We start from the raw sequence: 19,850 nt of genomic DNA, 5'->3' as shown, positions 1-19,850 counted from the left end.
ACCCATCTCTGCCGGGCTCCTCGATCTGCGAGCTCTCGGTGGGCAAGATCTGCGTATGAACCTCTCACCTCTCGGTGTGCGCGCTACCGCCGGCACCCTTCGCGCCCCGGAAGGTGTCGTGCTGCACCACACCTGGACCGATGAGGGTGTCGTGGCCAGCCCGGCTGGCAACGGCGCGCAGTTGCTCCACCTGTCGGTGGCCCTCTGCGTCCTCAACGACACCTACCGTGAGGCGGAGAAGCTCGGGATCGAGATCCTCGGCGTCGCGGTCGAGGCTGATGGCGGCTTCGACGACGACTGGTGCTCGACCGGCATCGCCTACTCAGTGACCCTGGACTCGCCGGCGACGGCCGGGGACCTGGCTCGCCTCAGTGCTCTGGTCGACGAGGTCGCTGAGATCCCGCGCGCGATTCGTGCCGGCGCGGCGGTCGAGAGGCGCGCAACAGCGCAGCGGGTCGGGCACCCGTGACGTGTGCCCGACCCGCTGCTGCGTCAGAACTGGCTAGCTGACAGCGCTGGCCAACAGGCCCAGCGAGTCCTCGAGCGCAGCCTTCGGAACCAGCGGGAACGAGATCTTCTTCAGGAACTCCGGCTCGACGTTCGACCAGTCATAGGTCAACGTCACCTCGGTGCTGTCGGGTCCCTGGGCCTTGAGTTCCCACAACCACTCCCAGCCCGGGGGCTCCTGGCCGGCCGGCGCGGTCTTCCACGCCACCAGCTTGTCGGGGTCGTACCCGGTGACCAGGTTGTCGGTCTGGTACTCGCCACCCATGTGGTCGCCCGCCATGTTCATCCGGAAGGTCTGGCCCACCTCGGTGATGCGGTCGGTGCGATCGTCGCTGCGCACGAACCCGGACGCATCCAGCTCCGGGTGCCGCGCAGGGAGGGTGAGTACGTCGAAGATGGCCTTGGACGACGCGGGAATCTCTCGTTGGACGGTGATCGCGCTTTCGTTGGTCATTGTCAGGCTGTACCCGGCTCTGGATCTCGCAACCGGCGCCGCCCGTTGGTCGAGGAGGTCGCGCAGCAACGCCGCCCGTTGGTCGAGGAGGTCGCGCAGCGACGCCCCCGTTGGTCGAGGAGGTCGCGCAGCGACCGTCTCGAGACCCCCCCGCCCACCTCAGACTTCAGCGAGGTGCCAGCACCACGATCGGCAGCGGCCGCGTCGTCCGCTTGCGGTACTGCGCGAACGTGCCCCGGTTGGCCTTGTTGCAGAGCGCGAACATCCGCTCGTAGTCCGGGTCGTCGGTCCGTACTGTCCGGGCCGTGCCGGCGCTCTTGCGGACACCGACCTGGAACTCGACGTCCCCGTCAGCCTCCAGGTTGAGGATCCAGGCCGGGTCGCGACGGGCGCCGCCGTTGGAGCCGACGACGAGACGGTTGGCGCCGTCCTTCGCGTAGACCAGCGCGCTCGTCCGGGGGAGGCCGCTCCTGCGGCCGGTGGTGCGCAGCAGCAACGTCGGCATCCCCATCAGCAAGCGGTGTCCGACGAGCCCTCGGGACGTCTCGTAGACCTTCTGGTGGGCGTCGAGCGTGGCGAGGAAGAGGTCGCGCTGGGACGGCAGCTTCATGCGGGAGAGCATGCCAGCACGGGAGGCCGGTTCACGTGGCTCAGGCGGCTCTCCGCGCGGGCAGGTAGGTGATGCGGTCGCGCACGTCGATCTTGGGTGGCGGTCTCCAGACCGGTCTCCCGGTGTCTTCGTCGATGACGACGGTCCACGGGGTGTGGTGAATGACCGTGTGGTGATGTCGGCACAGCAGGATCAGGTTGCCGAGGCTGGTCGCACCGCCGTCGGCCCAGTGGACGATGTGGTGGGCGTCGCAGGCGATGGGCAGGCGGGTGCAGCCGGGGAACGCGCAGTGCTGGTCGCGCAGGATGAGGGCGAGCCATATGGCCGCGGTGACGAGTCGTCTGGCGCGCCCGATGTCGAGGATCTGGCCGTCGGTGCCGAGGACGCCGGGGATGATCTCGGCGTCGCAGGCGAGGCGTCGTACGGCGGTTGCGGAGAGCCTCTGCTCGGACGGCAGGACGCCGTCGCGGGCGAGACCCGCGTCGATCACCTTCTGGCGCAGGCTGTCGTGGTCGATGGTGACGATGATCCGTGCCGTGGTGCCGTGGTCGTGGGGGACCTGGTCGCTGGCGACGAGTCGGCTGCAGGCCTCGACGAGCGCGTCCCAGAACCGCTTGCCGTGGTCGCGGGGGTCGCGTCCGGTGTGGCCGCAGGTCGGGTCGGCGCACGCGGTGCTGGTCTGGTGGCCGTTCTCGTCGATCAGGAGCTCGCCGGGAGGCGTGCGTACGCCGCCGCAGGCCCCGGGCTCGGTGGTGACGGGCGCCGACAGCGGCATCAGCGCGACCTTGACGAGCTCGTACTCCTCGAGGCTGCTGTAACCGCGGATGTTGACGCCACCGAGTCCGTCGGGGGAGCCGGCGAGGAAGCGGGCGTGGTGGGCGCCGCGCTCCTGCTTCTCCCTGGTCAGGTCGGCGCCCAGGATGCGCCCGTCGACGTCGACCTCGCGGGCGATGTCGGGGAACGCGAGCTGAAGGTCGCTGGCGTCGTAGCCGTGGGTGTGGACCAGGTCGAGCAGACGGTCGGCCACGGCAATGCGGAACTGGGGATCACGCGGCAGGGTGAGGACCTTGCCGGCAATGGCGCGCGCCTGGGGGAGTGAGATCAGGCCGCGGTCGAGGGCATCGCCGACCGCGGGAAGGTCGCGCAGCTGTTCGACCGCGCGCACGAGGCCGCCGCCGGAGCCCTTGTGTCCGCCGGTGACGTGGGTGAGAAAGTCTTTGGTGGAAGCCCAGCCGAGGTCTTCGGCGGCATGCGTGTCCTGCAGTCGCCCCGTCACGCCGAGCAGTGCGCCGTCGAGCATCGCCCTGGCGCCGGCGATCGTGCCAGCGGCGCCGAGAGCGTCTTCGCCGGTGACCTCGTCCCACTGGACCTGTGCCAGCTCCCTAGCGCACCGGGCCACTGCGGCGGCCGCCTGGAGCGCGATGGAAGAGGTTGTGATGTCTCAGGACATCGGTGACAGTTCTGTACCAGGACATCGGTGACAGTTGATGTGTCAGGACTTCGGTGACACTCGCGGGTCTTTGGGTCGGGTCCCGGGTGGTCGGCCGTTGCCGACGTATCGCACTCCCGGTGCGGGTCGGGTGTGCTCAGCGAGGATCTCACCGTCGAAGTCGGTGACGGTGATCTTGTCGTCATTGGTGACAACGAGGACTTGCTTGAAGGCGTGGTCGACGTCGAGCTTGTAGAACACGTAGTCCACGTTGACCGTCCCGGCTGAGCTCACTTTCCTCACGCGGGTGTCGGCTGGCAGGTCTGCGGGCGGCGGTGTCTGCGGGTGCCTTTGTCGGGCTTGGACGGGTCGGTCGAGCCAGGTCAGGTGCGGCTTGGGGCGCGGTGCGTCGGTCTTCGGGGTTGCCTCCCACGCGGTCAGTGGAGTGACGCGGCCTGGTAGCCCTTGGTGTGGACGCTGGGTGTTGTAGATGTGGTCGAACGCGTCGACCTGGGCCTGCAGTTCGGCCAATGAGGCGGCGAGCGGCTGTTTGTCGAGGTAGCGGAACAGGGTCTGGTGGAAGCGTTCGTTCTTGCCCTGGGTGGTCGGCTTGTAGGGCTTGCCGGTGWTCGCTTCGGTGCCCATGCGCGAGACGTGCTCGACGAGCTGGCCCATGATCCCGCGGCGCGAGGGGTTGAGCGCGACGCCGTTGTCGGACAGCAGGCGTTGGGGCACGCCGTGCGCTTCGACGGCCTTGTCGAAGACTGTGATCGCGTCCTTGGCGGTCTCGCCCCATGCGACGTGGGACGCGACGGCGAACCGGGAGTGGTCGTCGATGAGTTGGAAGATCACGCACTTGCGTCCGCCGGTCAGGACGTACTCGGTGCCGTCCAGTTGCCAGCATGCGTTCGGGGCGGGGTACACGAACCGCCGCCATGCCGAGCGAGGCTTCTTCTTCGGCTCCAGTCGGGCGACGCCGGCCTGTCGGAAGATCCGGGCCAGTGACGCCGTGGACGGCACCGGGTCCAGGCCCATCGCGTGCATCTTGTCGTGCACGCTGATCGGCCCATGGTCGAGCCCGGACGCCTCGAGGGCCGCACGAACCTGCACCGCCTGGTCCTTGACCTCGTCGGTCAGCTTTGACGGGCTCGACTGCGGCCGTCGGGTCCGGGGCTCGAGTACCGCGGCCGGCCCGTCCGTCCGCGCGCGTTTGCGTAGCTCGTAGAACGACTTGCGGGAGATCCCGTGCTCGGTGCAGAACGTCGAGACCGCACCACGCGGCGCGTCGTCAGGCCACTGCGAGACAGCGAGACGGACACGAGGATCGATGGGTTCGTTGACGGCCACCGCCGAAGCCTCGGGGCAGAAGTGTCACCACCAAGGTGGTTCAGAGTGTCACCGATGTCCTGATGCAGAACTGTCACCGACGTCTTGGGACATAACAGGATCAGTCGAGTTTTTTCGACTCGAGAGGATCGCGGTTCGACTTAGAACATGTTCTACTTCTGCCCGTGACCATCACGCACGAGATCCTTGGCCAGACCGTGACCATGCCCGTCGACGTACGCGACGGCTCCAATGCCACCGTCATCTTCGACGTGGACCTCGAGGCGGCCCGAGCCCTGGCGCCTGCTGGCTTCGAGGTGATCGAGAGTGCGCCGGGCCGTGCGCAGTTCGCGCTGGCGCTGATCGACTACAAGGACAACGACCTCGGTGCCTACCTGGAGGTCGGCACGATTCTGTTCGTCCGTCCCGAGGGCGGCGGCGAGGACGGCACGTTCATCACCCACCTCCCAGTCACCGAGTCGTTCACCTGCGCTGCCGGCAACCAGATCTGGGGCTTCCCCAAGTCCGTCGAGCAGATCGACGTCACCAACACCGAGACCACCACCCGCTGGGTGCTCACGATGGACGGCGAGCTGGTCGTCGACATCCTCCTGCCGAGGGGCGGCACCGACGAGATGCCGCCGATGGAGCTGGCCGCCTACACCCTCATCGACGGCCGACCGCACGTCACGGCCTTCACCCAGGGAGGCGGCGGCAGCGGGATGCACTTCGGTGCCGAGGTGTCACTGACGCTCGGTTCACACCCGATCGCCAAGGAACTGGCGTCCCTGGGCCTGTCGGCCGACACCGTGGTCCTGAGCACGTGGACTGAGCGGATGCAGGCCCGGTTCGACGAGCCCACGCCGCTCTGACAGCTGCCGCTCAGCCGGAGTTGGACCCCGTGATGACAAAGTCGCTGTCCCTGATCTCGGCGAGCGACGCCCGGAAGTGTTTCGGCGCCCACGGATAGAGCTCGACCTGCCCGCTCGCGCCGACGTACCAGCTGGTGCATCCGGTGGCCCATACCGTGTCGGGCATCGCCGCCGCGACCTCGCCGTAGAACGCATCTGTCGCAGCCGCCGTGGGAGCGACGGTGTCGAGCTCGCCGCGTCGCCAGCGGCCGATCCACTCGAGCATGTGGCCGGCCTGCGCCTCGGCGATCGCGATGAGCGAGTAGTTGCCGACGGGGGAGTTGGGGCCCATGAACATGAAGAAGTTCGGGAAGCCGGGGAGGGCGATGCTGCGGTAGGCGCGGGGGCCGGCCGCCCAGGCTTCCTCGAGCGTGGTGCCGTCGGGACCGGTCATCGCGATCGGTCGGAGGTAGGCGTGGGCGTCGAAGCCGGTGGCCAGGACGAGCACGTCGCAGGGGTGGAGGACGCCGTCGGTGGTGCGTACGCCGTCCGGCTCGACGCGCTCGATCGCGGTCGCGACCACGTGGACGTCGTCGCGCTGCACCGCGTCGTAGTAGCCGATGGAGATGATCAGTCGGCGACACATGGGCTCGAAGTCGGGGGTGAGCTGGGCGCGAAGGACCGGGTCCTCGACCTGCCGCAGCTGTCGCCGGATCTGCCAGCTGGCAAACCGGCGGGCGATGCCGGGGCGCAGCAGGGCGGGGGAGAAGGACTCGATGAAGAGCCGCCAGCCGTGGTACGTCAGTGCGTCCAGTTGCGGGAAGCGGCGGTGCAGCCGCTTCGTGAACCGGGAGAACTCGGGGTTGCCGATCTGCATCACCCAGTGCGGGGTCCGCTGGAAGACGGTCAGCTCGCCAGCCCGGCCGGCGAGGTCGCAGACGATCTGGGCTCCGGTGGAGCCGGTACCGATCAGGCCGATACGGCGGCCGTCGAGCGGGACGTCGTGGTCCCAGCGGGCCGAGTGGAACGAGGGGCTAGCAAAGGTGTCGAGGCCGGCGATGTCGGGGTAGCGCGGACGGTGCAGGATCCCCGTCGCAGAGACCACGAAGTCGAACTCTGCCTGCTCGCCGTCGGCCAGGGTGACCGACCAGCAGCCGTCGCCCCAGTCGATCGAGGCCACCTCGGCGTCGTACCGGATGTGGGTGTCGACGCCCGTGTCGCCGGCGACCTTCGTGAGGTAGGCGTTGATCTCGGCGCCGGGCGCCATCACGCGGGTCCAGTCGGGGTTGCGCGCGAAGGAGTACTGGTAGAAGCGGGAAGGGACGTCGCACGCGATGCCGGGGTAGGTGTTCTCGCACCAGGTGCCGCCGGCGTCCTCGGCCTTCTCGAAGATCGTGAACGACGCGATGCCGGCGTCGAGGAGCAGCGCGCCGAGGCAGATGCCGGACATGCCGGCGCCGACGATCGCGATGCGCGGCTGGCGGAGCGCGTCGCTCACCGCGTGCTCCGCAGCCGCAACGCTGCGGGGGCGTGGTCGGGGACGGCGGGATGGTGGGGCGCGATGGGCTCGAGGGGTTCGTACGGCGTGCCGACCGCAGGCCGCGGGTCGAGCTCGCCCTTGTTGGGCCACAACGCGACCGCCCGCTCCGCCATCGCGGTGATCGTGAGTGAAGGGTTCACACCGAGGTTGGCGCCGATGGTCGAGCCGTCGATGACGTGGAGGCCGTCGTACCCGAAGAGGCGGTGGTAGGGGTCGACCACCCCGCGCTCCGCGTCGAGGCCGATCACCGCGCCGCCGATGTAGTGCGCGGTCGCAGGCTTGCCGGCCAGGTCGCTGGCGAGCGTCATCGGCTCGCCGCCGATCTTGGCGGCATAGCGACGGACGACGTCGTGGGCGAGCGGGAGCCACGACGGGTTGGGTGCGCCGGTGCCCTGGCGGGTGCGGAGCTTGCCGCGGTGGAGGTAGGAGGTGAGGGAGTTGTCGAGCGACTGCATCACCAGCAGGGAGACGGTGCGTTGCGACGTTCCCTTGGTACGGCGGCTGCGCAGGAACCGGACCGGGTGCCTGGCCTGCTGACCGAGGAAGCGGAGCGCGCGGCGCGGGCCGCCGTCGATCAGCGGCACGTTCATGATCGCCATCGCGTCCTGGGAGGCGCTGCTGTGGCAGAGCTCGACGTGCGTCGCTGGCTCGGGGTGGAAGGACGAGGTGATGGCGACGCCCTGGTCGAAGCCGCGCGCGTCCGGCGCGACGGCCGCGACGATCGCCTCGGAGTTGGAGCGGGACAGCTCGCCGAGCCGCGCGGAGATGCGGGGGAGTGAGCCGTTGGCGCGGAGCTGGTGGAGCAGCTGCTGGGTGCCGCGGGCAGCGGCGGAGAAGACGACCTGCTCGGCGCGGAATCTCGTGATCTCGTTGGTGTGTGCGGGGTTGCGGGCGGTGACCTCGTAGCCGCCCCGGTGGGGTCGGACGTCGGTGACCTCGGTCAGCTCGTGCACGACCGCGTCGGCCGCCTCGGCGAGGTGCAGGTAGTTCTTCGGCAGCGTGTTCTTCGCGTTGAACGGGCACCCCGTCGTGCAGCGCGCGCAGTGCACGCACCCGTTGCGCTCGGGCCCGGCACCGCCGAAGAACGGGTCGGGGACAGCTCTGCCGGGGTCTTCCTCGTCGAAGAGCACCCCGACATCGGTCGGCTGGAACGTGTCCTCCACGCCGAGGTCCTTCGCGACATCGCGCAACAGGTCGTCGGCAGACCAGAGCCGCGGGTTGGTGGCGACGCCGAGCATCCGCCGTGCCTGGTCGTAGTACGGCGCCAGCTCGGCCTGCCAGTCCGTGATCCCCGCCCACGACGGGTCGTCGTAGAACGCGTCGTGCGGGGAGTAGAGGGTGTTGGCGTAGATCAGCGACCCGCCACCCACCCCGACCGCGCTGAACAGCGAGATCTGCCCGAGCAGGCTCATCCGCATCGGCCCGAACATCCTCAGCCGCGGCGCCCAGAGCGCGTCACGAGAGCCGGCGTTGGCGAAGTCCTCGTCCGTCCACCGCCGCCCGGTCTCGAGCACGCCGACGCGGTAGCCCTTCTCCGACAGTCGGAGCGCCGTGACGGACCCGCCGAAGCCCGAGCCGATGACAAGGACGTCGTACGCAGTCGGGGTGGTGGGCATGCCTGATCCAAACACGCCACTGGACACCTGTCCAGGAGAGGTGCGAGGACCGCAGTCTCCGTCGCTGTGCTCAATCTGCGAACACGAGGGCGTGCTGCGGGCTAGGGCAACTTCGGCGCTTTCGGCGAGGAGACAGCGGCGCACTCGTCGGTGCGCATCATGGCTCAGTGTCGTTGAGATGAGTGGTAACGCTCACGGCTCCGGAAGCCTCGAGCGACGCCATCATTCGCTCGAAACGATCGGCGAGCGCGCCCTCGGGGTCTGCGATCAGGTCTGCCGGGCCGTTGTTGAGCTCGAAGAACTGTGAGTTCATCGCCGCGCTACTAGCCTCTTCTTCGCCCCGCAATGCGACCGGACGGGCGCGCATCTTCCGAATACTCTCTCGCTCCGCGAGAGCGAGAGATAGCACCGAACGGAAGTACGGAATGTCTCCGCCATGCCCGTCAATTCGGGGAAGCACGGTTTCCATCTCGAGTTCAGCGAACGGGTAACTGGACAGGTCTTGGCCGCTGAGCAGATCCTTGGCACCCGAATAGCGCAGGAATGTCCGCGTAGCGCGCCATAACGCGCCGCTATTCTGCTTCGTGGCCTGACGAATACTCAGGTACGCCACCGGATAGGCGTCCATGGTTTCGCCTTTTGAAATCCTGCGTAAACGCTCAAAATCCTCGGCGGCAACTGTGCTCGACGCAACTGCATAGGACGCGGAGAATGAGGAGCCCCAGAACCATTTCTCTATGGCGTCTTTGTGCTCGTCCAAGTCCGTATCGGCCGCCAGGGCGGCCAAGGGCACCAGCTGAGTCGCGTAGGGCAGCCAAGATGAATCAGATGCGCCAAGATTCGTTAAGAATCGTGAAGCGCTCAGGGTAGCCTCGACGAACCGGTCCCATTCGGTCCGGATTACGTCAGCATCGAGCCGCAGGAGCGCGGGTCGGCGAATGTCGCGTACTCGGTGAAGAGCGATAGCTTGAATTACTGCTAGGCCGTCCTCCCCGCAGAATCGCGAGAGTAGCACCTCCTCGTCTCGTGCCTTGATCCAGACGTCGCGCAGGTTCCAATTCTTGGCGTAGGACCTCGCTACCAGTAGATCAAACACAGAAAGCCTCATGCCCGTTTTGTTGATTCTTTCGAAAATGCGCGCAACGGCGGCCGGCTCGAGGGAGTTCTTGAGAATCATCACTGGGAACTTGTACGAGTGTGCTGTTGAAACCACCTGTCGATAAAGCCGGGTCAAGTTTTCCGAAACTGTTAACCTTTGACCGGCCGGCAACTCATCGACCAATCGATCCCGCCAGTCGTAGAAATCGGCTGCGCTTGCAGCGAAGTGGAGTGGGAGAATCTCGCCGTTAGCGACTCGGTTCTGAATCGGATCCGACAGATACTTGGCGGGGTCGTAAGCAACTAACGCGTCTTCGATTAGCTCTGCATCAACCTCTCGCTCCAGTGCGCGATCCACTGAAAGGCACCAGACTTTCTTTCCAGTGCCCTTCAGTGCATGATAAAGGCTGGTAAGGCGCTGCTGACCATCGAGAACCACATATTCGACGCCCGGAGCTAGAGTAGGGGCGCCGTCGAATCGGCGCAGATCAAAGAAGGCTGGCTGGCCCTCCATTACGAGCAAGCTTCCCGCGGGCCAGCCGCTAAAAACTGTCGCCAGCAGGCTGGCAACATCAGCTTCATTCCAGTCGAAGTCGCGTTGAAAGTTGGGTAGGGCTACCTGACCGCCATCTATGCCTTGGAGTAACTGTCCGAGATCTAGGTCTCGGCTATAGGACTGGTCCATTGTGCGCATCCGATCAGTTCCTAAAGTGGTCAGGTTGGCCCGGAGGATGCGCCCAGAGCGGTCCGGTGTTCGGCACCAGATTCTTGACCTGCTCCATCGCCCATTCCACTTTCTCTCCGGATACAAATTGGAGTGCCATCCCTGGTTTGCCAGGCTGGTGGTCTACTGTCGCATAGAGATCAATCAAGGCCATCCTGTCGACAATTAGGATGTCATACAGGGCAACATCAACTGCAACGACCGATATGGTCGACTTATCTGAGGCGTGGGGCGCCTGGGACCAGCTGGTCTTGATAGATTCAACGGCGCTATTGATATTTCGGGTGAGGTCAGTTTGACTAACGCCTAAGCTCCTAGCCATTGCGTCGATCGCTGAACTGCCTGGGTCAGGAACGATTAGTTCTACGTGAATCTCTCTGGCGCGAGCCGCTCTCAGGACGGCTCCAGAGTATCGGGTGACCCATTCGGTCGGCGTGCGGCTCACGGCGCGGATGATACTCGCACCTTCTATGAGGTTGTCTATCTCGGGGTGAAAGGTCGCCGGATCTCGAATTGAGCGCAGGCCAGAGGAGACGAGGGCTGACTTTAGGGCCAGATACCGGTTTAGAGATCGAGCATGATCCCGTCGTAGCACCCATTCCCACAGCAGCGCCAACGCTCCGATGCTCAGGATTGTCGACAGAAATTGAGTCAGCACCGCGTATGAAGTGGGGTCAAGCCTGTTGTCTACCTCTGGCTCAGGCTGGAATCTCGCGACCACAAATAGAAGGGCCACCGCGACTACGCTGACAACGATGGAGGTCCCGACGACCCGATTCTTGAACGGGTTGAGAGAATCTTCATCCCCAATGGCTCCTGACACGTAGGCATCCTAGTGGGCCGGGCGAGTGCAGTGTGTGAAAAGGCAGGTAGAGAAGGTCCGGTTTGCGGCGAGGGTGCCGACCGCCGTGAGTGACGGCCAGCTCTCCCGATACGCCGTCGAGAGTGCTCCTGGCGTCGGTTCGGGACTGTTTGGTTACTCGTGCCAGCTCGCGGGGGCCGCCGGCGAAAGCTCGGGAAGGACAGATAGCAGCCTGCCGGCCGGTCGGGATCTTGGGAGTCACCGTCCCGCGGACCGCAAGTGCCGCGCTGACTCGTGCATCGTTATCGGGGTCGAGTCGAGAACATGGTTGACCATGGTGGTGAAGAATGCCTCAGGGGTCAGATGGTCCGGCACGAGATCCCGGCGGAGGTCCACTTTCGGGAGCGAAGCGATGACCGACTCGATTGCGTCCCGGGAAGTCTCGGCTCCCAGTTCCTCCAACTCGACGTCGTCCGGTTCAATCGGAGCGGGCGCTTCAACATCTCCGCCTCCGTCGGAGGGGCCTGCGCCATCCCACTCTGGAACGACCAAGCAGCAGGCGTCGTACGCGTCTTCTTCGCGACCGAGTTTGCCGAGTAGATCGACAATCCAGTCGAACTGGCGACGTTCCTCGGTGTAGGCGGTGGATCGCATTGAGTAGAGGAACCCCATGGCTGCCATGGGGTGTCTGAGCGCAAGATTCTTCGCGTCGCCGTACGATTCCTCGACCCGGTTGGCAGCGTTCTTTCCGAAAGAGGAATCCATGCGTTTCGTGGATACGAGTAGTTCGGGCCCGGTCTGCCAGCCGCTCAGGATGACGTCGACCTGCTTCAAATAGTTTTTGCCGAGAATGTTGGCGGACGCGCCTCCAACATTGCCTGGTCCGGATCCCTTCTGCAGCCGCTCCAAGAGCTGGTTGCGCGTTGCGGCTGGCGTGACGCCGCGGACGAACTCGAGGACGTCACGGGCGATTACACGGGGCGGTTGCGCTCGGGGCCACACCGCATCGGGGTCGAAACCCACGCGGCGCAGCTCGTAGGCCACCCAGACGTCCAGTGCGAGTGCAGGTACGCCGGATCTTGTCGGGGCGTTGAGGTGTAGAGGGACCCCGAGGAGCGTTCTGAGGGTGTCCAGGTCGGGGACGAAACGACCGCCCTCCCAAGGATTGAGGCCTCGCAGGGGGGCCGACGCCACAACTGCGTCGAAGAGGGGCCACGCGAGAGCCTTGGCCGTTGGAACCTTGTCTGGCATCAGTTGCTCCTACCGCGGGCCATGCGACGGGCAGCCAGATCCGCGTGATCGCTCCGCGCGGCCGTGAGTGCTCTCTTGCTGATCCGAAGCCCCTTGGTCAGGAGGATCTCATCGACGGAGGCAACCGCTTCCATCAGAAGGCCAGAGCGAAGCATGGCAGCGATGGTGGGACGAAGTTCATTGAGGGCATCGCGCTGACCGTCGACGAGGGAGGGCGACGGCAGCGGCAGGACGTCGGCCTCCCGTGGCTCGATCTTCAGCATGCCTCCGCCATAGGCGCGTCCGACGACCTCGGCCCCGAGCAGCGTGATCGAATTGAGAGCGGCGATCGACAGGAGGCTCATCCCGCCCTTTCGATGCTCCTGCTTCAAGTACACCCCATGGACTGAGTTCAAGTGATGTGCTCCAGCGCGGTTCGTCGAGAGACGCGGAGTATCAGCGTTCATGTAGGTCAGGAACAGGTCAGCGGGACGAAGGGATGGAACCCTCCACCAAGGCTTTCGAACGCGGCACTTGTAGGCGGTGTGCACGTCTAGGTCCTCGCCACTACGGATATAGGACCATGCTGCATCCGAGGGTTCGGCGGATGGGCGGAACAGGAAGGTGGCCTGTCCGTCGGCACCGAGCCGTCTCAGGTCGCTCGATGTCAACGAAAGCCCTCGTAGGTGACGTGATCCGGGAGGTGACAGGAGTACGACATCGGTCGAAGCCAGGCCAAGCTCAGCAACCTTCGCAGGACTCAGAGCAAAGTACTTGTTGTTGCCTGTCACCATCCCCAGCGTGGTGTCGCCCCATTGGCTCAGCGTGGCAAAACCTGCGCTCTCGGTGACCTCGGTGAACGCTGAGAGCCCGGCGGCGCTCATGAGACCCGCAGACCAGCGTCCACCTCGGGCGGGAGGAGTCCATCGACGTGCCGCCGCGAGATCGGAGAGTCCGTCAGCATCGCGTACCTGATGAACGCTCATGCGATCAGTGCGCGACTGACCTGTCGGATCGTAGCCGTCAGCGAGAAGGAGGACGGCCTCCACCTCCACCCCTGGGAACACGCGTTCCTCGAAGAGCACAAGAGTGACCTCGGAGAAATAGTCCAGAAGGAACTTCCGAACGGGAGCGGCGTAGTTAACCGTCAGGAGCTCGGCGGGGAGTACGAGACCGAGCCGGCCGCCCGTCCGCAGATGAAGTGCAGAGTGCACCGTGAACGCTGCCCAAGAAGACGCCAAGTTGGTGAGATTGACCCCAGCGCGAAGCGCGGCCTCACGGCTCTTCGCTCTCGCGTCGCCGGCCCAGTCTTGGTACCGGACGTACGGCGGATTGCCGACCGCTGCGTCGTACTGTCCGAACTCTTCGTGGAAGAAGAAGTCGGAGGCGTGGACGACCGCCGGGATGCCCTCCCTATTGAGCGTGCGCTCAGACTCAGATGCCGAGGCAGCATGGATCTCAATCCCAACGATGCGTCCGCGGTGGTTTTTGCCGACTTGGTGGAGGAACACGGCCTCGCCGCATGAGGGCTCGACGATGTCGTCCGCGTCGGTTCGGATGGCCCAACGGGTGATGAAGCGGGCGATGGGCTCAGGGGTGAAGAAGGCACCTCGCGCCTTGCGTAGGTCGGCGTTGTCCCCGGGCAGCATTCTGCAATCTTGCCGTACATCTGTTCGAGTCGTACGACGACTCGCTGCCAATGCTATGGAGGAGCGCCCGTGGCGTGGTCCGGACATGAGAAGCCTCAGTGCGTCTCCCGTCGTACCCCTCTGGGAGACTGTCCCGTCCACAACGACCACGCCAGGGGAGGCGGAGTGAGCGAGATCGCCGGTGAGCTGGCGCGCGTCAAGGGTGCGTTCGCGCAGCCGACGCTGACGCTGCTCCACCAGCGGCAGGCGCCGGTGGTGATCACGATCTTCCGGGCGGCGTTCGGGCGCAACAACAAGCCCATTCCGACCGCGCGGCTGCACACCCAGGTCGAGGAGCACCTGGCCGAGATCCGGCTGGCGGGGGAGACCGAGGTCCCCAACGGCAGTGGCAAGGAGATCTGTCAGCGCTGGATGCGGGGGCAGTGGCTGGTGCGCTCCCTCGACGAGCAGGGCAACGAGGTCTACACGCTCACCTCCCACGCCCAGCAGGCGCTCGAGCTGGTCAAGAACCTCGCCCGCGACCGGGCCACGCTCAGCGAGCACCGGATCGCCACCATCCTGGGCACCGTACGACGCTTCAACTCCGAGGCGAACCCCGACCGCTCCGCGCGGGTGACCCTGCTCAACGACGAGATCGCGCGGCTCAAGGCCGAGCGCGACCGGCTCGTCGACGGCGCAGAGATGGTCAGCGCGACCCAGGACTACATGGTCGAGGGGTTCACCGAGCTGCTGTCGCTGATCTCCGCGCTGCCGAGCGACTTCGCACGCGTCGAGGAGCGGTTCGCGATCATCCGGGCCGAGATCCTGGCTGCGTTCCGGGCCGAGGACCGGCCGGCCGGTGAGGTCATCGACGAGTACCTCTCCCGCGCCGACGCCCTCATGACCGCCACCCACGAGGGCCGCGCGTTCGAGGGTGCGTTCGCGCTCCTGCGCGACGACGCGCTCGTCACCCAGCTGCGCGAGGACCTCACCGCGCTGCTCGAGCACCCGCTGTCCGACGACATCCTCGGCGACGCCGACCGGGCCGAGCTACGCGGCACCGTGCGGCTCGTACGAGACGGGCTAGACCGGGTGCTCGCCCAGCGCTCGCGGGTGACCGCGACGCTCAAGGAGTACATCGTCTCCCACGACGCCGCCCGCGACCGCGAGCTCGAGCAGACGCTGCGCCAGGTCGAGTCCGAGCTGATGACCTGGATGGCGACCACCGGCCCCCGCGCTGCCCACGACGTGTCCCTGCTGCCCTCGCGGGTCGGCATCGACCACCTCCGCGAGCGCTTCCATGACCCGGCCGACGACGTACTGCCCGACCGGATCAGCGCCGCCGACCCCGCCGACGCCCCCGGACTGTCGCTCGCCGAGCTCATGGCGCAGGGCGGGCCGCAGCTCGGGACGCTGCGCGAGCGTCTCGACGACGCCCTGCGCGACCTGCTGCCAGCGGGCTCGCTCGGGGAGCTCTTCGAGAGCCTCGAACCGTCCCTGCGCCGGCCGGTGGAGATCTTCGGCCTGCTGCACCTAGCGGCCAACCGCGACCTCGCCACCGAGGACGAGGTCGAGACCTTTGCCGCCGTACGGCCGGACGGATCGCAGCGCACCTTCGCGGTGCCGCGGACGCCGCTGCCTGATCCTGACCTCGAACGTGACCCGAAGCATGAAGGTGCCCGCGCATGACGACTGAGACCGACTACCTGGACGAGAGCGGGCCCGGGGGTCTCGAGACGGCCGCGGGCGGCCCCCTCGACCAACGAGATGATCTCGACCAGCGGGAGTACGACGAGGTGGAGGACTACGCCACCGACTCGGTGTCGCTGTTCGAGGGCGACGAGGGCGGGCTGGACTACGCGCAGCGGCAGACCCTGGTCGCGCTGCTCAAGCAGCGGTTCATCAGTGCCCGGACCCACCCACGCGACTGGCAGGTGCTCGTCGAGAACGAGCGGATCTTCCGCTCCCGGCTCAACGACGTCTTCCTCGACCTCCAGATCGACCGCGACCGGGAGGTCGCGTGGAAGCGGCAGGCGCAGGCCGAGGGCGGTGGCCGGTTCCCGACGCTGCTCCACGACACCGCGTGGTCGCGGGAGGAGACGCTCGTCCTCGTCCACCTGCGGGACCGGCTGCGGGCGGGGCTCGCCGGCGGCGACGTACGCGTCTTCATCGACCGGGACGACCTGCTCGACTACGTCGCCAGCTATCGCCCCACGCATGCCACCGACGAGGCCGGGGACGAGAAGCGGGCGCGCAACGCCGTCATCAGCATCGTGAAGGCCGGACTCTTGATTGCTACGGCCACGGAGGACCGGTTCGAGATCAGCGAGGCGGTGGAGCCGTTGCTGCCGCTCGAGCTGTTGTTGGAGCTGCTGGATGCGTTGCAGAAGGCGAATGGGACCGAGGTTGTCGAGACGGTGGACGACGCGGATCTCTTCGACGAGGGCGACGGGGAGGACGACGCGTGAGCATCGAGGACATCGAGCGGGTCGAGGACGGGGCGACCGACGGGCTGTTCGAGCAGCAGGTCGTTGCGACGCCGGCCGACGACACCGTGCAGTGGCGCGCGTCGCTGCTGCAGCTGGTCAACTGGGGCGGTTTCGGTGGGTTGACCACCGTCCCGCTCGCCGGTGACTCCACGATGATCTCCGGCGCCTCCGGCGTCGGGAAGTCGACCATCCTCGACGCCTACACGGCTCTGATGATGTCGTCCGACACCAAGTTCAACGGCGCCTCCAACGATGCCGTCGCGGGTCGTGCGCGCAGCATCGGGCAGCGCAACCTGCTGTCGTACCTGCGCGGAGCTGTAGACGTCGTCGACGACCCCAAGACCGGGCGACCGGTCGAGAAGCTGCTGCGCGGCAAGGGCGCCGACACGTGGGGCGCCGTCGCGATGACGTTCGTCAGTGACCAGGGCGGGCGCTTCACTGCACTGCGCACCTACTACGTCCCTCGCCGCGCCACGCGCTCCAGCGACGTGCAGATGCAGATGTGGACCCACGAGGGCACGTTGCCGCTGGACAAGCTCGAGGCCGCCGTCCCCGAGAAGTTCCACGCCAACACGATCAAGAAGCTCTTCCCCGGCGTCCGCGTGCACCGCACCTACGCCGAGTTCTCCGCCGTCCTCCACGCGCGGCTCGGCATCGGCGCCAACGGCGACGGCGCCAAGGCGCTGCGCCTGCTCGCCCGCATCCAGGCCGGCAACCAGGTCCGCAGCGTCGACGACCTCTACAAGGACATGGTGCTGGAGCGGCCGTCGACGTACGCCGCCGCGGACCGCGCCATCGAGCACTTCGACGACCTTGACGCCGCCCACGCCGCCATGCGCACCGAGCAGCAGAAGCTCGAGCTGCTCGAGCCGATCACCGACCTCCACGAGCGCCGTACGGCGGCCGCCGCTCGCCTCGCGGACCTCGACGCCTACGGCATCACCCTCACCGGTGACCAGACGCCGCTGCGCCACTGGCTGCTGCGGACCCACCTGCGGCTGATCGAGGCGGCGGTCACCGCCAACCGCGACGCCCGCACCACGACCACCCAGGCCCTCGCCTCCGCCCAGGCCGCCGAGCTCCAGCTCGCCGGCGACCTCGACGCCGCGAAGGAAGCCCACCGTGCCGCCGGCGGTGGTGACCTGCAGGCGCTGGCCTCCCTCGCCGAGGCCGAGCGCAACCTGCGCGAGGAGCGGGCCGGGCGGCTCGCCGAGCTCGAGGAGCGGGTCTATCCGCTCGTCGGGCTCACCGACGCCGACGCCCCGGATCTGGAGTCCGCGCTCGAGGACGTCAGCGGGTTCACCGTCCTGCAGGAGCAGGCCCGCGAGCGGCTCCGATCCGGTGAGAAGGAGCGCGACCGGCTCGCCGCGGAGCGGGAGAAGGTGCTGCGCGAGCAGCAGTTCCCGCTCACGCAGGAGCAGGGCGTGCTGCGCCAGGAGCGCTCGTCGCTGGAGAGCCGCGCGGGGCGCGTCCCGTCGTACCTCGACGACCTGCGCACCGCCGTCGCCCGCGCCAGCGGACTGTCCGTCGAGGAGCTCCCGTTCGTCGCCGAGCTCATCGACGTCGCGCCCGAGGAGGCGCGCTGGCGCACCGCCGTCGAGACCGTGCTCGGCGGCAGCGCCCGGATGATGCTCGTGCCGCTCGACCGGCTGCAGGACTTCTCCACCGCCATCGACTCCCTGCGGCTGCCGGCCCGACTCACCTTCCAGGGAGTCGAGCTCGACCTGCCCGACACCGGTCCCTCCGACCCCGAGCGGATCGCCGGCAAGCTGCTCTTCAAGGAGTCGCCCTTCTCCGGGTGGGTGCAGGAGCACGTCGAGGAGCCCGCCCGCAACGCGCTCTGCGTCGACAGCGCCGACGACCTCGACGGCCCCGGCTTCCGGGTCACCGTCGCCGGCCAGACCCGCAACGGACGCCGCGGCGCCCACGGGCGCAGCGAGCAGCGCAACATCATCGGCTTCTCCAGCGAGGACGCCATCGCCGAGCTCGACGCCCAGCTCGCCGAGGTCGAGCGGCAGCTCGCCGAGATCGACGGGCGGCTCGGGGAGCTCGGCCGCCGCAGTCGCCTCATCGAGCTCGAGCGCAAGGCCTACGAGGCGATCGTGATGGTGCGCTTCGACGACGTCGACGTCGCCGGCAGCGACCGCCGCATCGCCGACCTCGAGGAGCGGCGCGCCGCGATCCTCGCCTCCGACGACCGGCTGCAGGTGCTCCAGGCGCAGATCGACGACCTCGGGGAGCGGCTCGGCCAGGCGCGCAAGGAGCGGTTCTCGCTCGAGCAGCGCCGCGACCAGCTCAACTCCGACCACGGCGAGCTCGCCGATGCCGAGGACCTCATCAACGACCGGATCTTCGCGATCCAGGACGCCGGTGTCGCCGACCTCACCGAAGAGCAGGACGCCGCCCTCACGGCCGACTTCGCAGCGGCTGCCTCCCCGGCGGACCCCGAGGACCTCGACCGGTTCATGGAGAACTCCCAGCGCCTCGGCGAGCGGCTGCGCAACGCGCTCGCCGAGTCCGACACCGAGGTGAAGCGCTGCGAGGAGGACCTCGCGACGATCTTCCGGCACTACAAGTTCACCTGGGACTCGCCCAACCTCGGCGCCACCGCCGACTCCTACCCCGACTACGCCCGGATCCTCGACGAGATCCGCGGCAAGGGCCTCGCCGACCGCCGCTCCGAGTGGCGCCGCAGGCTCACCGAGTGGAGCGGGCAGGACCTCGTGCCGCTGCTCGGCGCCATGTCGTCCTCCGTCGAGGAGATCGAGGACCGGCTCGAGCCGATCAACGCGATCCTGCGGCGCCTCGAGTTCGGTGGCTCCTCAGGCGATCGGCTCCGGATCCGGCTGCGCCGGCTCTCGCCCGCGCACGTCCAGGTCTTCATGAAGGACCTCCGGGCGCTCTCCGCCGGCTCGACCACGGAGCTGAAGGAGGAGGACCTCGAGAAGCGGTTCTCCGAGCTCAGCCGCTTCATGAAGCAGCTGCGCCGCGCAGACCACACCTCCGACGGCCCCACCGACCGCGACCGCCTGCTCGACGTACGACGGCACGTGGAGATCAGCGCCGAACGCTACGACTTCCTCACCGGCGAGGTGCGCGCGACGTACCGGACGCTGGGGGAGAAGTCCGGTGGCGAGAGCCAGGAGCTGGTCGCGTTCATCGTCGGCTCCGCGCTGCGCTTCCGGCTCGGTGACGAGATGCGTTCGCGGCCGCGGTTCGCGCCGGTGTTCCTCGACGAGGGGTTCGTGAAGGCCGACTCGGAGTTCGCCGGTCGTGCCGTCCAGGCGTGGCGGGGGCTGGGGTTCCAGCTGATCATCGGCGTCCCGCTCGACAAGGTGACCGGGCTCGAGCCGCACATGGACGAGCTGCTCGCGATCACGAAGAACGCGCAGACGCACCAGGCGTGGATCACGCCGATCACCGACGCGGTCGTGGAGGACTGAGCCGACGCCGACAATCATCCAGACGTTCATCGTCTTTGGTCTCGGCACTTGTTCCTCGCCCCCTTGGTGACGGTTCTCACGGGTTTCGAGGACAGGCCGCTTG

Annotated in this window: 14 protein-coding genes and 1 pseudogene; 5 read left to right on the top strand and 10 right to left on the bottom strand. The window is 67.2% G+C overall.

What is annotated here, in order from left to right; all coding sequences use genetic code 11:
• Window positions 1-55 precede the first annotated feature (55 nt).
• Window positions 56-469 carry an osmotically inducible protein OsmC gene (locus tag ASE01_RS21935; RefSeq protein ID WP_056757769.1) on the top strand — a complete coding sequence of 138 codons (414 nt, stop codon included), beginning with the start codon at window positions 56-58 and terminating at the stop codon, window positions 467-469.
• 33 nt (window positions 470-502) lie between these two features.
• On the opposite strand, the gene ASE01_RS21930 is transcribed toward ASE01_RS21935, so the two are convergent.
• The 4 genes and pseudogenes from ASE01_RS21930 to ASE01_RS21915 all read right to left on the bottom strand — a co-directional run.
• Window positions 503-961: an SRPBCC family protein gene (locus tag ASE01_RS21930; RefSeq protein ID WP_056757767.1), complete on the bottom strand. Its 459-nt coding sequence runs from the start codon at window positions 959-961 to the stop codon at window positions 503-505.
• A 166-nt stretch (window positions 962-1,127) separates the two neighbouring features.
• The gene (locus ASE01_RS21925) at window positions 1,128-1,571 is read right to left on the bottom strand and encodes a nitroreductase/quinone reductase family protein (protein ID WP_056758217.1); all 444 of its coding nucleotides are present in this window, start codon (window positions 1,569-1,571) and stop codon (window positions 1,128-1,130) included.
• Between the two features lie 40 nt (window positions 1,572-1,611).
• On the bottom strand, window positions 1,612-2,970 hold the full coding sequence (locus ASE01_RS21920) for an HNH endonuclease signature motif containing protein (RefSeq protein ID WP_157537715.1): 1,359 nt from the start codon (window positions 2,968-2,970) through the stop codon (window positions 1,612-1,614).
• 70 nt (window positions 2,971-3,040) lie between these two features.
• Window positions 3,041-4,329, bottom strand: a pseudogene (locus ASE01_RS21915) (integrase core domain-containing protein); the annotation flags it as partial.
• Between the two features lie 182 nt (window positions 4,330-4,511).
• Between ASE01_RS21915 and ASE01_RS21910 the strand changes: the two are divergent.
• Window positions 4,512-5,198 carry an acetoacetate decarboxylase family protein gene (locus ASE01_RS21910; RefSeq protein WP_056757757.1) on the top strand — a complete coding sequence of 229 codons (687 nt, stop codon included), beginning with the start codon at window positions 4,512-4,514 and terminating at the stop codon, window positions 5,196-5,198.
• 10 nt (window positions 5,199-5,208) lie between these two features.
• Here ASE01_RS21910 and ASE01_RS21905 read toward each other — a convergent pair whose 3' ends face one another.
• The 6 genes from ASE01_RS21905 to ASE01_RS21885 all read right to left on the bottom strand — a co-directional run bounded on the left by ASE01_RS21905 (window position 5,209) and on the right by ASE01_RS21885 (window position 13,836).
• Complete coding sequence (locus ASE01_RS21905) at window positions 5,209-6,675, bottom strand: flavin-containing monooxygenase (RefSeq protein WP_200958957.1); 1,467 nt, start codon at window positions 6,673-6,675, stop codon at window positions 5,209-5,211.
• Complete coding sequence (locus tag ASE01_RS21900; RefSeq protein WP_056757754.1) at window positions 6,672-8,333, bottom strand: FAD-dependent oxidoreductase; 1,662 nt, start codon at window positions 8,331-8,333, stop codon at window positions 6,672-6,674. Before ASE01_RS21900 ends, ASE01_RS21905 begins: the two co-directional genes overlap by 4 nt.
• Window positions 8,334-8,490: 157 nt before the next feature.
• Window positions 8,491-10,125: a DUF262 domain-containing protein gene (locus tag ASE01_RS24170; RefSeq protein ID WP_082606304.1), complete on the bottom strand. Its 1,635-nt coding sequence runs from the start codon at window positions 10,123-10,125 to the stop codon at window positions 8,491-8,493.
• 4 nt (window positions 10,126-10,129) lie between these two features.
• Window positions 10,130-10,978 carry a hypothetical protein gene (locus ASE01_RS24665; protein ID WP_157537713.1) on the bottom strand — a complete coding sequence of 283 codons (849 nt, stop codon included), beginning with the start codon at window positions 10,976-10,978 and terminating at the stop codon, window positions 10,130-10,132.
• Between the two features lie 237 nt (window positions 10,979-11,215).
• On the bottom strand, window positions 11,216-12,208 hold the full coding sequence (locus tag ASE01_RS21890; protein ID WP_056757750.1) for a hypothetical protein: 993 nt from the start codon (window positions 12,206-12,208) through the stop codon (window positions 11,216-11,218).
• On the bottom strand, window positions 12,208-13,836 hold the full coding sequence (locus tag ASE01_RS21885; protein ID WP_056757747.1) for a class I SAM-dependent methyltransferase: 1,629 nt from the start codon (window positions 13,834-13,836) through the stop codon (window positions 12,208-12,210). The genes ASE01_RS21890 and ASE01_RS21885 overlap by 1 nt, the downstream gene beginning before the upstream one ends.
• A 165-nt stretch (window positions 13,837-14,001) precedes the next feature.
• On the opposite strand from ASE01_RS21885, the gene ASE01_RS21880 reads away from it, so the two are divergent.
• The 3 genes from ASE01_RS21880 to ASE01_RS21870 are packed head-to-tail and all read left to right on the top strand — an operon-like array spanning window position 14,002 to window position 19,747.
• Window positions 14,002-15,504: a DUF3375 domain-containing protein gene (locus ASE01_RS21880; protein ID WP_056757744.1), complete on the top strand. Its 1,503-nt coding sequence runs from the start codon at window positions 14,002-14,004 to the stop codon at window positions 15,502-15,504.
• Window positions 15,501-16,283 (top strand): DUF4194 domain-containing protein, encoded by a 783-nt coding sequence (locus tag ASE01_RS21875; RefSeq protein WP_082606303.1) that lies wholly within the window; start codon window positions 15,501-15,503, stop codon window positions 16,281-16,283. Before ASE01_RS21880 ends, ASE01_RS21875 begins: the two co-directional genes overlap by 4 nt.
• Window positions 16,280-19,747 carry an ATP-binding protein gene (locus tag ASE01_RS21870; RefSeq protein ID WP_235536147.1) on the top strand — a complete coding sequence of 1,156 codons (3,468 nt, stop codon included), beginning with the start codon at window positions 16,280-16,282 and terminating at the stop codon, window positions 19,745-19,747. The genes ASE01_RS21875 and ASE01_RS21870 overlap by 4 nt, the downstream gene beginning before the upstream one ends.
• The last annotated feature ends 103 nt before the right edge of the window (window positions 19,748-19,850 follow it).

Source organism: Nocardioides sp. Root190 (assembly GCF_001428565.1).
In the GTDB taxonomy this organism is placed as follows: domain Bacteria; phylum Actinomycetota; class Actinomycetes; order Propionibacteriales; family Nocardioidaceae; genus Nocardioides.
Note: the sequence above shows the minus strand (reverse complement) of the source record. Positions and strands in the feature narration are given on the sequence as shown.

Bases quoted from the DNA above. Each gene is read 5' to 3' on its own strand.
- ASE01_RS21925 (WP_056758217.1), bottom strand. From the start codon at position 1,571: ATGAAGCTGCCGTCCCAGCGCGACCTCTTCCTCGCCACGCTCGACGCC.
- ASE01_RS21900 (WP_056757754.1), bottom strand. From the start codon at position 8,333: ATGCCCACCACCCCGACTGCGTACGACGTCCTTGTCATCGGCTCGGGC.
- ASE01_RS21885 (WP_056757747.1), bottom strand. From the start codon at position 13,836: ATGCTGCCCGGGGACAACGCCGACCTACGCAAGGCGCGAGGTGCCTTC.
- ASE01_RS21935 (WP_056757769.1), top strand. From the start codon at position 56: ATGAACCTCTCACCTCTCGGTGTGCGCGCTACCGCCGGCACCCTTCGC.
- ASE01_RS24170 (WP_082606304.1), bottom strand. From the start codon at position 10,125: ATGCGCACAATGGACCAGTCCTATAGCCGAGACCTAGATCTCGGACAG.
- ASE01_RS21890 (WP_056757750.1), bottom strand. From the start codon at position 12,208: ATGCCAGACAAGGTTCCAACGGCCAAGGCTCTCGCGTGGCCCCTCTTC.
- ASE01_RS21875 (WP_082606303.1), top strand. From the start codon at position 15,501: ATGACGACTGAGACCGACTACCTGGACGAGAGCGGGCCCGGGGGTCTC.
- ASE01_RS21930 (WP_056757767.1), bottom strand. From the start codon at position 961: ATGACCAACGAAAGCGCGATCACCGTCCAACGAGAGATTCCCGCGTCG.